The organism is Mesorhizobium sp. M0968, assembly GCF_040319065.1.
GTDB lineage: Bacteria > Pseudomonadota > Alphaproteobacteria > Rhizobiales > Rhizobiaceae > Mesorhizobium.
Map to the genome: position 1 here is coordinate 53,127 of NZ_JAMYNL010000014.1, position 14,654 is coordinate 67,780.

The following is a 14,654-nucleotide window of genomic DNA, read 5'->3' on the forward strand; positions in this document are numbered from 1 at the left end:
CCCCTACCGGCGTAACGCATTTTCACCGCCGCGAGCCTCATCGCCTTGATTCTGCTTTCGTTTGCGCCCTTCTGGCCTCCTAGAAGGCGGCACTGGCATCGGCCGTCGGTCGGCAAAAGGCACGGAATTGAACCCGTATCGACTGTGCGGTTTGGTCAATGCACCGTGAACGAAACGAACTCAAAACGCCAACCTCGGGTTAAGTCCCGGTTTCCACCGCCTGGTCAGGCTGCTTCTCGCCGGTGGAGCCTTGCTGCGCGCAACCAAGTAATGGAAGAACAGTCGATGCGTGTCCGGCGTTGCGTTGGATCTTGGGGGAGCAGACAAATCATGACAGGAATTCCCGATCTCGTGGCCATAAAGGCGATGGATGCCGCGGATCCGCTGCGCGCGATGCGCGACCGCTTTGTGTTGCCGCAAGGAGTGATCTATCTCGACGGCAATTCGCTAGGAGCTGCTTCACGTGCCGCTTTCGATGAACTGCACAAGGCCGCGACCGAAGAATGGTCGCATGATCTCATCCGCGCATGGAACACGGCCGGCTGGTTCAACATGCCGCTTGAACTTGGCGACCAGCTCGGGCGCCTGATCGGGGCCGCGGCCGGCCAGACAGTGGTCTGCGACACGACATCGGTCAATATCTACAAGCTGCTGCACGCCGCCATGGCCATGCGACCGGAGCGGCAGGTCATCGTCGCCGAGGGCGATAGTTTTCCGACGGACCTCTACATGGCCGAGGGTGTGGTTTCGACGCGAAAAGATACGCTGCTGCGCCTCTCGGGAGTCGACGCGCCGACCATCGAAGAGCTGATCGACGAACGCACCGCTGTGGTGCTGGTCAACCACGTCAACTATAAGTCGGGCGAACTGCGCGACATGCCGGCGCTGACGCGCAGGGCTCAGGAAGCCGGGGCGATGATCGTCTGGGATCTCTGCCACACCGCCGGCGCGATGCCAGTCGAACTCGACAAGGCAAACGCCGATTTTGCCGTTGGCTGCACCTACAAATATCTGAATGGCGGCCCGGGCGCGCCTGCCTTCATCTATGCGGCTGAGCGGCATCTTTCCGACATCCAGCAGCCGCTCACCGGCTGGTGGGGCCATGCACGGCCCTTCGCCTTCGAGCCAGGCTATGCGGCCGGCACCGGCATCCGCCAGTTTCTGTGCGGCACACAGCCGGTCCTGTCGATGCGCACGCTGAAGGGCGCGCTCGACATCTGGAACGATGTCGACATGACGGCGGTGCGCAAGAAGAGCATCGCGCTGGCGGATCTGTTCATCGAGCTTGTCGAGGCAAAGTGCGGCACTTACGGGCTCACGCTCGAAAGCACGCGCGATGGGGAAAAACGCGGCAGCCAGATTTCATTCATGCATGAGCATGGCTACCAGGTCATGCGCGCGCTGATCGAACGAGGCGTGATCGGCGATTTTCGCGCGCCATCGACCATGCGCTTCGGCTTCACCCCGCTCTATGTCGGCTACGCCGATGTCTGGCAGGCCGTCAAAGTGCTTGAGGACATCCTGCACACCGGTGCGTGGAAGGATGCGCGCTTCGCCATCAAAGCAGCTGTCACTTGAGATTGATGCGAGAGCTGGAATCGTGAGGCTGGCGACGACGCGCCGCGCGATGCTTACGGCTACGCTGCAAGGCCATATGCCAGGGAGGGCGCAGGGTGTTCGAACGTCACATTGCCGATTGGGACAACGCCTATGCCAACGGCGCCAACATAGCCGGCAGCGATCGCTGGCCGGCGGCCTGGATCGAGCCCGCGCGGGTTTTCCGCGACGTGCTTTCGACCGAGGGCAGGGCGCGGCTCGACATGGCCTATGGCGACAATCCACGCAACCGGCTCGATCTTTTCCTGCCGGCCATCAAGCCTAAGGGACTCGTGGTGTTCGTTCATGGCGGCTACTGGATGGAATTCGACAAGAATTTCTGGTCGCATCTTGCCGCTGGCCCTGTTGATCGCGGCTATGCGGTGGCGATGCCGTCCTACACGCTCTGTCCGCAGATACGCATTGGCGGCATCGTCAAGGAGGTCGGCGCGGCGATCGGCAAGGCGGCGGCGATGGTTGCAGGGCCGCTGATGCTGACCGGGCACTCGGCCGGCGGCCATCTTGTTAGCCGGATGGTTACGGCGACGACGCCGCTGGCGACCGAAGTGGTCCGGCGCGTTCGTCATGTGGTGTCGATCTCGGGGGTGCACGATTTGCGCCCGATCATGCGCACCGGCATGAACGAGACGCTGGCGATCGATGAGGCCGAGGCGCAGGCCGAAAGTCCGGTGCTGCTGCGCCCGATGGACAAGGCCCGCCTGACCTGCTGGGCCGGCGGCGGCGAGCGCGCCGAATTCCTGCGTCAGAGCGCGTTGCTGGCCAACATCTGGATCGGCCTGGGTTCCGCGACCAGCTCGGTGGTCGAACCTGACCGGCATCATTTCAACATCATCGACGGTTTGGCCGATCCAGACCATCCGCTGACCCGGACCTTGATTTCGGAGTGAGGCAGGTTCAGCGTAACATCAGCACGTCGCAGGGGGAGCCCGCCGCCGCGGCAGGCGCGAACGGCGCGCGAACGATCAGCCCGTTGGCATCGGCCAGGATTTTCAGCATCGAGGAGTCCTGGATGCCGAACGGCGTCGCCACGGGCGTACCGGCGTCATCTATGACAACAGCCCGCACATAATCTTGCCTGAGATCATTGGCCGGCATGGCGGCACCGAGCCGTGCCCGACGTATATCCTGCTGAAAGGCGCGGCCGCCGAGCCGCGCCAGCAGCGGCTTCAGGAAGAGCTGAGTGCAGACCAGGCTTGCCACCGGATTGCCGGGCAGGCCGATGCAGCGAATGTCTCCCAGCCGCCCGAACATCAGTGGCTTGCCCGGCCGCATGGCGATCTTCCAGAAATCGAGCGTCATGCCTTGCCCGGTCAGCACCTCATGGACGAAGTCGTGGTCACCGACCGAGGCACCGCCCAGCGTGACGATGACGTTCGCGCCAGCCTTCACGGCCTTTTCAACCAGCGCAGCGATCGCCTCCCTGCGGTCCGGCGCGATGCCAAGGTCGAGCGCGCGCGCACCGACCGACTGTGCGGCAGCGGCGACACCATAGGCGTTGGAGGAGATGATCTGGTCGGGGCCAAGATCGCTGCCCGGCGGCAGTAATTCGTCGCCGGTGGCGATGATGGCCACCAGCGGCCGTTTGACCACGCGCACCTCGGGGTGATTGGCCGATGCCGCCAGCGACAAGGCCGCCGGGTCGAGCAGGCGGCCTTTGGGCAGCAGGACATCGCCCTTGGCGAAATCGAGCCCGAGGCGGCGGATGTTGCGCCCCTGCACCGTCCGTTCCGTCACTTCGACGCTGCCGCCACCGAGATCGCGGACGTTCTCCTGGATGACGATAGTGTCGGCGCCTTCGGGAAGCGGCGCGCCGGTAAAGATGCGCACGGCCTGCCGCTGCTGCACCGTTCCGGCAAAGCCGCGTCCGGCCGGCGCCATGCCGACCACCGAAAGCCTTGCCGGTACGGACGCGATATCGGCCGCCCGCACGGCATAGCCGTCCATGGCGGAGGCGTTGAACGGCGGCTGGGTGCGGAGCGCCACAACCGGCTCCGCCAGCACGCGGTCGGCGGCATCCAGCAGTGCGACGCGTTCGCCCGGCAGCGCTGCTGCGCCGTCCAGCAGGCGCTCGAGCGCCTCGGCAACTGGGACCAGCACCATTATCGGCCTGCCTCGGTGGCCCCGTCTCCGGTGATCTTGTAGTCGCCGGATTTGCCGCCGGTCTTTTCAACCAGCCTTATGCCGGAGATGACCATGGCGCGGTCGACCGCCTTGGCCATGTCGTAGATGGTCAGGCAAGCGACCGAGACGGCACTCAGAGCCTCCATCTCAACGCCGGTCTTACCGGTGACGCGGGTCAATGCTGTCACCTTCAGGCCGGGCAGCGCGGCGTCCGCCTCGATATCGACAGATATCCTGGTCAGCAGCAGCGGATGGCAAAGCGGGATCAGTTCATGCGTCTTCTTGGCCGCCATGATGCCGGCAATGCGCGCGGTGCCCAGCACGTCGCCCTTCTTGGCGTCGCCGGCGAGGATCATGTCCAGCGTCTCGGGCCGCATCGCGACAAAGCCTTCTGCGACTGCCGTGCGCACCGTCACAGCCTTGTCGCCGACATCGACCATGTTGGCTTCGCCCTGCGCGCCAAGATGGGTGAGGGTGGCCGCCATCCTCAAACGGCCTCTGCCGGCGCCTTGCCCGTCAACAGCAGGCGCGTTGCCGCGGCCACGTCCTGCTGACGCATCAGGCTCTCGCCGACCAGGAAAGTCGCAATTCCGCTCTGCTCCAGCCGGCGGCAATCGTCGTGCGAAAAGATACCGCTCTCGCTGACCAGATGGCGGTCGGCCGGCACCATCGCTGCCAGCCGCTCCGAGGTCTGCAGGCTGGTTTCGAAGGTCCGGAGATTGCGGTTGTTGATACCGATCAGTCGCGACGACAGCTGCAGGGCGCGTTCCATTTCAGCCTCGTCATGCACTTCGACCAGCGCGTCCATGCCGAGCCCGAACGCTGTCGCTTCGAGTTCTCTTGCCAACGCGTCGTCGACGCTGGCCATGATGATCAGGATGGCATCGGCGCCCCATGCCCTGGCCTCGTAGACCTGATAGGGGTCGAACAGGAAATCCTTGCGCAGGGCAGGCAGCTCGACGGCAGCGCGCGCAGTGGTGAGGAATTCGGGCGCGCCTTGGAAGGAGGGTGCGTCGGTCAGCACCGAAAGGCAGGCGGCACCGCCCTTCGCATAGGCCCTGGCCAGCGCCGGCGGATCGAAATCGGCGCGGATCAGGCCTTTGGATGGGCTAGCCTTCTTGATTTCGGCAATCAGCGCGAACCTGCCGGATTTGCGCTTTGCTTCAAGGGCGGAAAGAAAGCCGCGCGGCGCGTCGGCATCCGTCGCCCGTGCCTTGATCTCAGCCAGCGGCACGCGCGCCTTGGCCGCCGTGATCTCGTCGCGCTTGTAAGCCTCGATCTTGCGCAGGATGTCGGACATGGTTTTTAACCGTTCGAAATCTCGATCAGCCTGTCGAGCACTTTCAGCGCGCGGCCGCTGTCGATGGCCTGCGCCGCCGTTACCATGCCGTCGGCGAGGGTCGTCGCTGTGCCGGCCACCACCAGCCCGGCGCCGGCATTCATCAGCACCGTATCGCGAAAGGCGCCGGCGGCGCCGCCCAGCATGTCGCGCAGTGCCTGGGCGTTGTGGGCGGCGTCGCCGCCGCGCAACTCGTCCTTGGTGTGCCGCTTCAGTCCGACGGCTTCCGGGGTCAGCGTAAAGCTGCGGATCTCGCCGCCGGCCAATTCGGCGACAAGTGTCTCGCCGGTGGTGGTGATCTCGTCATAGCCGTCGCCATGGACGATCCAGGCATGGTCGGCACCAAGTTCCTTCAACGTTTCTGCCACCGGCATGATCCATTCGGGCAGGAACACGCCGACCATCTGCCGTCTGACACTCGCCGGATTGGAAAGCGGGCCCAGCAGGTTGAAGATGGTGCGGGTTCCGAGCTCGACCCGGGTCGGGCCGACATGCTTCATCGCCGGGTGATGCGCCGGCGCGAACATGAAGCCAACGCCGGCCTCGTGGATGCAGCGGCCGATCGTCTCCGGAGGGATGTCGATCTTGACGCCCAATGCGATCAGCACATCGGCGGCGCCGGTCAGCGAGGACAGTCCGCGATTGCCGTGCTTGGCGACGGGCACGCCGCTGCCGGCGATGACGAAAGCGGATGCGGTCGAAATGTTGACGCTGTGCGAATTGTCGCCGCCGGTGCCGACAATGTCGATGGCACCCTCGGGAGCTTCGACACGCAGCATCTTGGCGCGCATGGTGGCGACGGCGCCGGCGATCTCGCTGACGGTCTCACCGCGCACGCGCAATGCCATCAAGAAGCCGCCGATCTGGCCGGGGGTGGCATCGCCGGACATGATGATGTCGAAGGCCTCGCGCGCCTCCTCGAAGGAAAGAGCGCTGCCGGCGGCGACCTTGGCGATGTGGATCTTCAGCGCGCTCATCTGGCCAGGGCTTGGGTTACGGCCGCCTGATCGATGCGGACGTCATATTGCGTCTGCAACTGCGCCACCAACTGGTCGAGCAGGTCGTCGGACATGCCGGAGGTGAAGGACTTCTGTGCGTCCTGGGGCACTGAGCTGGCATCGGCCCCGGCAGGCTCGAACACCTCGGCAACCTTGAACAGGATCTGTCCGTCGCCCGTAGGTGAGGGGATCAACCCGGTGCCGCCTTCGCCGACGCCGAACATCGCGGCGGCGCCTTCCTTGCCGAAATCGACGTCGTCCGCATCGCGCTTGACGCCGCGCTTGGTCTGCTTTTCGAGCTTGAGCTCACCGGCGATCACCTCGAGCGTGACGCCAGCCTTGAGACGCTTCTCGAGCTCCTGTGCTTTTGCGGTGAGCCGTTTGGTGGTCTCCGCCGCGGTCCAGTCGGCCACGACCTTCTGGCGGACTTCGTCCAATGTGCGGTCGCGGGCAGGCGTGATCGCGCTCACGTCGTAGAAGACGAAGCCGTTATCGGCGGTGGTGAGGCCTTCATTGTCGGTTCCGGGTTCGGATTCGAACACCGCCTTGATGAGTGCCGGCGATTCCGGCAGGTCTTTGACGATGCTTCCATCCGGCCGTTGGCCGGTGCGGTCGATGGCATCGATGGTGACGACCTTCAGCTTCAATTTGGCGGCAGCCTCGGCGAGCGAACTGCCCGAGGCGCGCGTATCCTCGTAATTGTCGTGCACGTCCAGCAAGATGCGGCTTGCCTCGCCCAGTGCCAGGTCCTTGCGGATCTGCTCGGACACTTCGGCCAGCGGCTTCACCACTTCGGGCTTGATGTCGGTGACGCGCAGCAGAACGGGACCAAAGGCGCCCTGTACGACCGGGCTGACCTCATTGACGTTCAGTTTGAAGGCAGCATCGGCGACCGCCTTGTCGGCGATCTTGTCCTTGGCCAGCGTGCCGAGCAGCGTGTCTGCCGGCGTCTTGCCTTCGGCAGCGACGATCTTGTCGAAGGTCGCGCCGGTCCTGAGCGAATCGAGCGCCGCCTTTGCGGCATCAGGTGTCTTGAACACAAGCTGCTCGATGGTGCGCATCTCCGGCGTGGTGTAGCGCGCCTTGTTCTTATTGTAGTCGTCGCTGACCTGTTGGTCGGTCACCGCGCTCAAATCCATGATGTCTTCCGGTTCGAGCCTGACATAGGAGAACTTACGGTATTCGGGAGCGGCGTAGGTTTTCTTGTTTTCCTCGAAATAGGCCGAAAGCGCGCTGTCGGACGGCGCTTCTATCGGTTCGACCAGCGATTTCGGCAAGGTCAGGTAGTCGATGGTGCGATCTTCGCCGCGATAGAGCGCGACCGCCTTGAAGAATGTATCCGGGGCCTTGAGGCCGTCCGAAACCGCCTCGACGATCTGCTGGCGGACCGCGACCTGGGCGCGGTTCTTCAAATAGTCTTCCGGCCGCATGCCGACCTGCCGAAGCAGGTACTCGAAGGTTCTCCTGTCGAAGGTTCCGGCAGGCCCTTTGAACGCCGGGTCTTCACGCGTCAGTTCGGCGAGCCGGTCCTTGGACAGGCCGAGGCCGAGCTTGCGGGCCTGCTCGTCGAGGACGGCACCCGACACGAGTTGCGCCAGCACCTGGTTGTCGATGCCGAGCGCCGTCGCTTGCTCACGGCTGATGCGCTGGCCGAATTGCTGCGACATGACGCTGAGCTGGCGATCGTAGGCGAGGCGGTATTCGTTGATCGAGACCTTGGTGCCTCCGGCCGTAATCACGGCGTCATGGCCGGCAAGACCGCCCATCAGCCGCCCCGAGATGCCCCAGATGGCGAAGCTCAACACCAACAATGACAGCAGCAGTTTCGCGACCCAGGTCCCCGCCGCGCTTCTCAACATACCAAGCATGAGTACTTCCGATTTTTGCGCATTTCGCATGCGCCGAGTCTGAAACAAGCGCAATAGCGCCCTTCCTGCCCACTGTCGATTGCTTTGTGGCCTGATTTTGATAGTGAGGGCCAGCTGGAAATTGCCCGGAGAAACAAATCCCATGACCACTGGAATCCGCCCGCTCGTCGCCGGCAACTGGAAAATGAACGGCACCAGCGCCTCGCTCAACGAGATCAGGATGATCGGCAACGGTTTCATGAGTGGGCTCGACGCCGAGACCGAAGCGGTGGTCTGCGTGCCGGCGACCTTGCTTGCGCACGCCGCCGAGATTCTGTCGCGCACGCCGGTGCGGGCCGGCGGAGAGGATTGCCACACCGAGGAGAGCGGCGCCTATACCGGCTGCATTTCGGCCGAGATGCTGAAGGATGCAGGTGCCAGCCATGTCATCGTCGGCCATTCCGAATGCCGCGCCGATCGCAAGGAGGACGATGCCTTGGTCCAGGCCAAGGCCTCCGCCGCATGGCGCGCCGGGCTGGTGGCCATCATCTGCATTGGTGAGACAAGAGCCGAACGAGAAGCAGGAGCCACGCTCGACGTGCTGTCGCGCCAGGTCGCTGGCTCGGTCCCGCCAAACGCCACGGCTTCCAACACCGTCATTGCCTATGAGCCAATATGGGCGATTGGGACCGGCTTGACCCCGACCGCCGCCGACGTCGCCGAGGCACATGCGCATATCCGCGAAGAACTGGCACGGAAGCTCGGCAATACGGCGGCCAAGATGCGCATTCTCTACGGCGGCTCGGTCAAGCCGTCCAACGCCATCGAGTTGCTCGGCGTCAGGAATGTCGATGGCGCGCTGGTCGGCGGCGCCAGCCTAAAGGCGGCGGACTTCCTCGGCATCGCGGAAGCCTATCGAAACATCGCTTGATACAAGGGCTGGTTGCTGCATTTGAGCGGACGGCCGGCGTCGAAATCGTTGCAAAGGACGCATTGCTTCCCATATTCCGGCCACGGGCTTGGAAATGCCGTCAAAGCATTGTATTGAGCCGCCTCCAAATCAGCGGCCGCACAAGGCCTTGCCAGGGTAAATTATGGAAACCGTACTGATCGTCGTCCACCTCATGGTCGTGCTCGCGCTTGTCGGCGTGGTGCTGCTGCAGCGCTCCGAAGGCGGCGGCCTCGGCATCGGCGGCGGATCGGGCTTCATGACCGCGCGTGGCGCCGCCAATGCGCTGACGCGGGCGACGGCGATCCTGGCTGCCGCTTTCTTCGTCACCTCGCTGACACTGTCGATCGTTGCGCGCTATGGCGAGAAGCCGATCGACATTCTCGATCGCGTGCCGGCGGCCTCGGACGGAGCAGGCAAGGGCGTACTCAACCAATTGCCTGGAACCACGACGCCGACGCCGCCGTCGGGCACCACGGCGCCGACCCCGCCGTCCGGCAACGGCGCGGCAACGACGCCGCCGGCAACCGCTCCGGCGACGCCGCCAGCGACAAACGGCGCCACCGCGCCGGCTACGCCGCAGGTCCCCAACCAGTAATAGGGCAACTTATGCCGCGATCTGTTGTCGTTTGAACACAGTCGCGGCAAATGCCGCACGATCACGAAGATTCGACTGCGCCTCACGCTTGAGGCGCTTCCGGCTAATCGATTATACGTTGCACGCGGCATTCTCGGCGTCCTTGGGGGGCGCCGGGCGACGCCGTGGGCAACAAGCATTGAACGATCGGATCTTCCCCATGCAGCTTCGCAGCTTCATTTTTGCCGGCCTTTGTGCCGTGCTCAGCCTAGGTGCGCCCGCTTTCGCGGCCATGCCGACGGCAAACTCGGCCCACAAAGCCGCAACAACAACCGACGTCGTCAAGGTCGCAGCCAAAAGCGATGCAGCGCAATTGAAGCTTCTCAAGAAGAAGAAAGATCCGACGCCGGACGACCTTGCGCAGATCCGCAAGATCGAAGCCAAGATCGCAGCCGACAAGGACGCCGCTCGCGCCAAGGCACTCGAAGCCAGGAAGCTGGCGATGCGCGAGGCGGCGAAAGGCAAAGCCGATGCGGAACGCCAGGCGTTCCTTGCCAAGAAGAGCCAGCCGCTCGCAACGGCCAAGGTGGCTGACGCCACGCCGGCCAAGAAGAAGACCGTCAACATCATCGAACCGATTACGCCCATTGCGCCGATCCAGTCGGCCGAGCCGATCCCGGCCGAGGCCATGAACGTTGCGCTGACCGGCAACAATGGCGAGTTGCGCAGCGAACCGGTCGGGCAGAAGCCGCAGAGCGTCGGGCTGTTCGCGGGACTGTTCGGCGGCACATCCTCTTCGTCGATGTCGCTGCTTCCGGAAACACGCGCGCTCGACGCCGCGCTCGAAAGGAAGCAGGCCAAGCGGCAGTTCAAGGTCAAGCCGGAATTCGTGCCGCAGGAGGTCGAATTCACCGGCTACAACCCCGGCACCATCGTCATCGATACCAGCGCCCGTCGTCTCTACCTCGTCGAATCATCGTCAACCGCCCGCCGTTATGCCATCGCGGTCGGCCGGGAAGGCCTGCAGTTCAAGGGTACGGTTGCCGTCGGCGACAAGCAGGAATGGCCGCGCTGGATTCCGACGCTGGATATGCAAAAGCGCGAACCCAAGCACTATGGCCAGTACAAGGACGGCATGCCCGGCGGCGGCGACAATCCGCTCGGTGCGCGCGCCATCTATCTTTACGACGGCAAGAAAGATACCCACCTGCGCATTCACGGCACCATCGCGCCGCAGTCAATCGGAACCAGCGCCTCCAATGGCTGCTTCCGTATGATCAACGAGCACGTCATGGACCTTTACCGCCGGGTGAAAGTAGGCACCAAAGTCGTCATCATCTGACGCTTTGACAGATCGTGCCAAAAGGGCCGGCCTCGCCGGCCCTTTTGTTTTGATACGCCAACGACCAGAGCGCCTTCTTGGGAAAAAGCCTTCGCGGCGGTTTTTTCTCTGGCGGAATCAATTCGGCCGCGTTAAGCGATGACTCCCATGGCGCGATATGTATTCATCACAGGCGGCGTGGTTTCCTCACTTGGAAAAGGCATTGCTGCAGCGGCCCTTGGGGCTCTCTTGCAGGCGCGGGGCTATCGCGCACGCATCAAAAAGCTCGATCCCTATCTCAATGTCGATCCCGGCACGATGTCGCCCTATCAGCACGGCGAAGTCTTCGTGACCGATGACGGGGCCGAGACCGATCTCGATCTTGGCCATTATGAGCGCTTCACCGGCCGCTCGGCCAACCAGCAGGACAACATCACCACCGGCCGCATCTATAAGAACATCATCGAGCGCGAGCGGCGCGGCGACTATCTCGGCGCCACCGTGCAGGTCATTCCGCACGTCACCGACGAGATCAAGAATTTCGTCCTCAACGGCAATGACGACTACGATTTCGTGCTGTGCGAGATCGGCGGCACCGTCGGCGACATCGAAGCGATGCCGTTCCTGGAGGCGATCCGCCAGCTCGGCAACGACCTGCCGCGCAACAACGCCGTCTACGTCCACCTGACCTTGATGCCTTACATTCCGACGGCAGGCGAACTGAAGACCAAGCCGACGCAGCATTCGGTCAAGGAGTTGCGCGGCATCGGCATTGCACCCGACATACTGCTGGTCCGCGCCGACCGGCCGATCCCCAAGGAAGAGCGCAGAAAGCTGTCGCTGTTCTGCAATGTCCGCGAAAGCGCCGTCATCCAGGCGCTCGACGTCCCGCATATCTACGACGTGCCGATGGCCTATCACAATGAAGGGCTGGATTCGGAAGTGCTGGCGGCCTTCGGCATCGATCCGGCGCCGAAGCCGCGCATGGAACGGTGGCAAGCGGTGTCCAACCGCATCCACAATCCAGAAGGCGAAGTGACCATTGCCGTCGTCGGCAAATATACCGGCCTCAAGGACGCCTACAAATCGCTGATCGAGGCGCTGTCGCATGGCGGCCTCGCCAACCGGGTCAAGGTCAAGCTCGACTGGATCGAAAGCGAGATATTCGAGAAGGAAGACCCGGCGCCGTGGCTGGAGAAGGTCCATGGCATTCTCGTCCCCGGCGGTTTTGGCGAGCGCGGCTCGGAGGGCAAGATCCTGGCGGCGAAGTTCGCGCGCGAACGCAAGGTGCCGTATTTCGGCATCTGCTTCGGCATGCAGATGGCCTGCATCGAGGCGGCGCGTTCGCTGGCCGGCGTCGAGCACGCATCATCGACCGAGTTTGGTCCAACCGAGGAGCCGGTTGTCGGCTTGATGACCGAATGGCTGAAGGGCAACATGCTGGAAAAGCGCAGGGAAACCGGCGACCTTGGTGGTACCATGCGGCTCGGTGCCTACCAGGCCGACCTCGCCAAGGGATCGAAGATCGCCGAGATCTATGGCGATACCCAGATTTCCGAACGCCATCGCCACCGCTACGAGGTCAATGTCGACTATAAGGAGCGGCTCGAGGATTGCGGCCTGGTGTTTGCCGGCATGTCGCCGGACGGCGTGCTGCCGGAAACGGTCGAATATCCCGACCACCCCTGGTTCATCGGCGTGCAGTACCATCCCGAGTTGAAAAGCCGGCCGCTCGATCCGCACCCGCTGTTTGCCAGCTTCATCGAGGCGGCGGTAGAGCAGTCGCGGCTGGTCTAAACTAGCCGCCCATGCAAACTTACGTCGCGCTGCTCTACAGCATTGTCCTGGGCGAGGGGCGGCGGGTCGTCATGTCCGATCTGAAGGCGATGGCCGAAGGCCTGGGTCTGAATAACCCGCGCACACTGGTAGCGACCGGCAATCTGGTCTTCGAGGCGCAAGAAACAGAACTTGCGGCGTTGGAGCAGCGGCTGGAGGCGGCGTTCGCAAAGACTTTTGGCCGCCACGTCGACATCATCGTGCGCCGCGCCGACGGCTGGCTGAAGCTGGCGGCCGGCAATCCGTTCCCAGCCGAATCGGCTGAGGCCGCGGACCAGGTGGCGGTGCGCGTGATGCGGTCGCCTGTTCCCCCTGATGCGGTCGCTGCGCTGCGGGCCTATATCGGCAGGAATGAAAAGCTGCAGGCGGTGGGCGGCGACATCTGGATCGCCTTTTCGCGCGAGACGCCGAGTTCGCGGCTGCTTGCGGCGGTCAGTCACAAACGCCTGGGCATCGGCACCTCGCGCAACTGGAATACAGTGCGCCGCCTGGCCGAGATGGTCGCAGAATGAACGGGGCGGCTCGCGCCGCCCCGAATCGCTCAAGCTTTGGCTATCCTGGCTCCGGCACCGAGTGCCATCGTGCGCAGCACGTAGTAGATAACGCCGGCAATTGCCACGCCGAAGAACCAGCCATAGACGCCCCACCATGACGGCAGCAGGCTGGTGAAGTTGGGCAGGATCGAGGAGAAGACCGCGCCGATACCGGCGGCGATGAAGGCGTTGACATGCCAGCCGCCCTGAAAGCGGAATTCGCCATTCTCCCTGTAGAGCGCCTCGACGTCGACCCCGCCCTTCCGGATCAGGTAATAGTCGACCATCATCACGCCGAAGATAGGCCCCATCGTCGCGCCAATGATGTTGACGAAGGAGGCGGCACTGCCTTCCCAGGGCGCGAATGGATAGAGCACCAGCGCGATCAGCGCCGCGATGTAGCCGCCCTTCTTGAAGTCGATCTGGCGTGGAAAGACATTGGAGAAGTCGAAGGCCGGCGACACGAAGTTCGCCACCACATTGATGCCGAGCGTCGCCACCGCAAAGGTCAGGGCTGCGAGCGCCGCCAGGAACCAGCTGTCGAATTTCGCCGAAATCTGGTCGGGATGCAGCAGCACCTCGCCATAAACATCGAAGGCGGCGATCGTGGTGACGCCGGCGACCAGCGAGAACAGGATAAGATTGACCGGCAGGCCCCAGATGTTGCCCTTGCGCAGCGATGCCTTGTCGGGGGCGTAGCGCGCGAAATCGCAGAAGTTGAGATAGAGCGCGGAGAAATAGGTCACCCAGATCGCGGCCACCGCAAACAGCGAGGTCCAGGAGCCCGGCGTGCCCGGCACGCCCGCGTCCTTTGTCTTTTCCAGCAGCACATCCATCGGGATGTCGCTGGTGAACGCGAAGGTGCCTGCCTTGATGCAAAGATAGATCGCCAGGATCAGCATCATCACCCACACCGCCGGTCCGGCCCAATCCTGGAAGCGGCGCACCGTTTCCATGCCTTTCTGGATGATCAGGAGTTGCAGCGCCCAGATGACGGCGAAGCAGATCACCTCGAGCCCGGAGTGGCCGAGGAAATGGGTGCTCTGGTTGAAGTCGGCGAACCATTGCGAGCGGATCAGCAGGGCTACGATCGCCCCGGAGGCGGCCGCCGTCTGCGCGCCGTACCAGAAGCAGGCGACGATGGCGCGCACCAGCGCCGGTATGTTGGCGCCCCAGATGCCGAAGGAGGCACGCGCCAGGACCGGGTAGGGCACCCCGGTCTTCACGCCGGCATAGCCGACCATGTTCATCAACGCATAGATGATCAGCGAACCGATACCGATGGCGATGATGAAGTTGACGAAGCCGCCGCAGAACAGGAACAGGCTGGCAGCGAGATAGTAGCCCCACAGGCTGTGGACGTCCGACGTCCAGACGTTGAAGATCGAGAACGGTCCCCAGTTTCGAACCTTCGCCGGAGCGAGATCCTCATTGTACAGGTCCGGTGATGCGCCTTGTATTGTCATTGCTATGTCCTCCCCTTGCAACCGCACGCGCCTCCACGCATGGCACGCAG

13 protein-coding genes are annotated in these 14,654 nt (G+C 63.5%); 7 read left to right on the forward strand and 6 right to left on the reverse strand.

The annotated features are described in order from the left end of the window. The first annotated feature begins 330 nt into the window (after window positions 1-330). On the forward strand, window positions 331-1,578 hold the full coding sequence (gene kynU / locus NKH67_RS22095; protein WP_352502396.1) for a kynureninase: 1,248 nt from the start codon (window positions 331-333) through the stop codon (window positions 1,576-1,578). A gap of 95 nt (window positions 1,579-1,673) precedes the next feature. Further along, complete coding sequence (locus NKH67_RS22100; RefSeq protein ID WP_352502397.1) at window positions 1,674-2,504, forward strand: hormone-sensitive lipase; 831 nt, start codon at window positions 1,674-1,676, stop codon at window positions 2,502-2,504. A gap of 7 nt (window positions 2,505-2,511) precedes the next feature. Here NKH67_RS22100 and NKH67_RS22105 read toward each other — a convergent pair whose 3' ends face one another. From NKH67_RS22105 to NKH67_RS22125, 5 genes are read right to left on the reverse strand one after another with little or no spacing between them, the layout of a single operon-like run. Then, window positions 2,512-3,717 (reverse strand): molybdopterin molybdotransferase MoeA, encoded by a 1,206-nt coding sequence (locus NKH67_RS22105; RefSeq protein ID WP_352502398.1) that lies wholly within the window; start codon window positions 3,715-3,717, stop codon window positions 2,512-2,514. Continuing rightward, complete coding sequence (gene moaC / locus NKH67_RS22110) at window positions 3,717-4,223, reverse strand: cyclic pyranopterin monophosphate synthase MoaC (RefSeq protein WP_352474267.1); 507 nt, start codon at window positions 4,221-4,223, stop codon at window positions 3,717-3,719. The genes NKH67_RS22105 and moaC overlap by 1 nt, the downstream gene beginning before the upstream one ends. A 2-nt stretch (window positions 4,224-4,225) precedes the next feature. Next, complete coding sequence (gene trpC / locus NKH67_RS22115) at window positions 4,226-5,038, reverse strand: indole-3-glycerol phosphate synthase TrpC (RefSeq protein WP_352474266.1); 813 nt, start codon at window positions 5,036-5,038, stop codon at window positions 4,226-4,228. Between the two features lie 5 nt (window positions 5,039-5,043). Next, entirely contained in the window at window positions 5,044-6,054 is a 1,011-nt protein-coding gene (gene trpD, locus NKH67_RS22120; RefSeq protein WP_352474265.1) for an anthranilate phosphoribosyltransferase, read from the reverse strand. Further along, on the reverse strand, window positions 6,051-7,943 hold the full coding sequence (locus NKH67_RS22125; protein WP_352502399.1) for a SurA N-terminal domain-containing protein: 1,893 nt from the start codon (window positions 7,941-7,943) through the stop codon (window positions 6,051-6,053). The genes trpD and NKH67_RS22125 overlap by 4 nt, the downstream gene beginning before the upstream one ends. Before the next feature lie 142 nt (window positions 7,944-8,085). Between NKH67_RS22125 and tpiA the strand changes: the two genes are divergently transcribed. The 5 genes from tpiA (at window position 8,086) to NKH67_RS22150 (ending at window position 13,117) form a co-directional block, all read left to right on the forward strand. Then, entirely contained in the window at window positions 8,086-8,853 is a 768-nt protein-coding gene (gene tpiA / locus NKH67_RS22130; protein ID WP_352474263.1) for a triose-phosphate isomerase, read from the forward strand. Window positions 8,854-9,016: 163 nt separating this feature from the next. Then, on the forward strand, window positions 9,017-9,469 hold the full coding sequence (gene secG / locus NKH67_RS22135) for a preprotein translocase subunit SecG (RefSeq protein WP_352502400.1): 453 nt from the start codon (window positions 9,017-9,019) through the stop codon (window positions 9,467-9,469). 199 nt (window positions 9,470-9,668) lie between these two features. Then, window positions 9,669-10,790: a L,D-transpeptidase gene (locus tag NKH67_RS22140; protein WP_352502401.1), complete on the forward strand. Its 1,122-nt coding sequence runs from the start codon at window positions 9,669-9,671 to the stop codon at window positions 10,788-10,790. A gap of 147 nt (window positions 10,791-10,937) precedes the next feature. Then, entirely contained in the window at window positions 10,938-12,566 is a 1,629-nt protein-coding gene (gene pyrG, locus NKH67_RS22145) for a CTP synthase (protein ID WP_352448839.1), read from the forward strand. Between the two features lie 11 nt (window positions 12,567-12,577). Next, entirely contained in the window at window positions 12,578-13,117 is a 540-nt protein-coding gene (locus NKH67_RS22150; protein WP_352502402.1) for a DUF1697 domain-containing protein, read from the forward strand. A gap of 29 nt (window positions 13,118-13,146) precedes the next feature. On the opposite strand, the gene NKH67_RS22155 is transcribed toward NKH67_RS22150, so the two are convergent. Continuing rightward, window positions 13,147-14,604: an NCS1 family nucleobase:cation symporter-1 gene (locus tag NKH67_RS22155; protein ID WP_352502403.1), complete on the reverse strand. Its 1,458-nt coding sequence runs from the start codon at window positions 14,602-14,604 to the stop codon at window positions 13,147-13,149. Window positions 14,605-14,654 lie beyond the last annotated feature (50 nt).

What these genes read in the sequence shown, in the direction of transcription:
- kynU (WP_352502396.1), top strand. Translation starts at nt 331, where the DNA reads ATGACAGGAATTCCCGATCTCGTGGCCATAAAGGCGATGGATGCCGCG.
- NKH67_RS22105 (WP_352502398.1), bottom strand. Translation starts at nt 3,717, where the DNA reads ATGGTGCTGGTCCCAGTTGCCGAGGCGCTCGAGCGCCTGCTGGACGGC.
- moaC (WP_352474267.1), bottom strand. Translation starts at nt 4,223, where the DNA reads ATGGCGGCCACCCTCACCCATCTTGGCGCGCAGGGCGAAGCCAACATG.
- trpC (WP_352474266.1), bottom strand. Translation starts at nt 5,038, where the DNA reads ATGTCCGACATCCTGCGCAAGATCGAGGCTTACAAGCGCGACGAGATC.
- trpD (WP_352474265.1), bottom strand. Translation starts at nt 6,054, where the DNA reads ATGAGCGCGCTGAAGATCCACATCGCCAAGGTCGCCGCCGGCAGCGCT.
- NKH67_RS22125 (WP_352502399.1), bottom strand. Translation starts at nt 7,943, where the DNA reads ATGCTTGGTATGTTGAGAAGCGCGGCGGGGACCTGGGTCGCGAAACTG.
- tpiA (WP_352474263.1), top strand. Translation starts at nt 8,086, where the DNA reads ATGACCACTGGAATCCGCCCGCTCGTCGCCGGCAACTGGAAAATGAAC.
- secG (WP_352502400.1), top strand. Translation starts at nt 9,017, where the DNA reads ATGGAAACCGTACTGATCGTCGTCCACCTCATGGTCGTGCTCGCGCTT.
- NKH67_RS22140 (WP_352502401.1), top strand. Translation starts at nt 9,669, where the DNA reads ATGCAGCTTCGCAGCTTCATTTTTGCCGGCCTTTGTGCCGTGCTCAGC.
- pyrG (WP_352448839.1), top strand. Translation starts at nt 10,938, where the DNA reads ATGGCGCGATATGTATTCATCACAGGCGGCGTGGTTTCCTCACTTGGA.
- NKH67_RS22150 (WP_352502402.1), top strand. Translation starts at nt 12,578, where the DNA reads ATGCAAACTTACGTCGCGCTGCTCTACAGCATTGTCCTGGGCGAGGGG.
- NKH67_RS22155 (WP_352502403.1), bottom strand. Translation starts at nt 14,604, where the DNA reads ATGACAATACAAGGCGCATCACCGGACCTGTACAATGAGGATCTCGCT.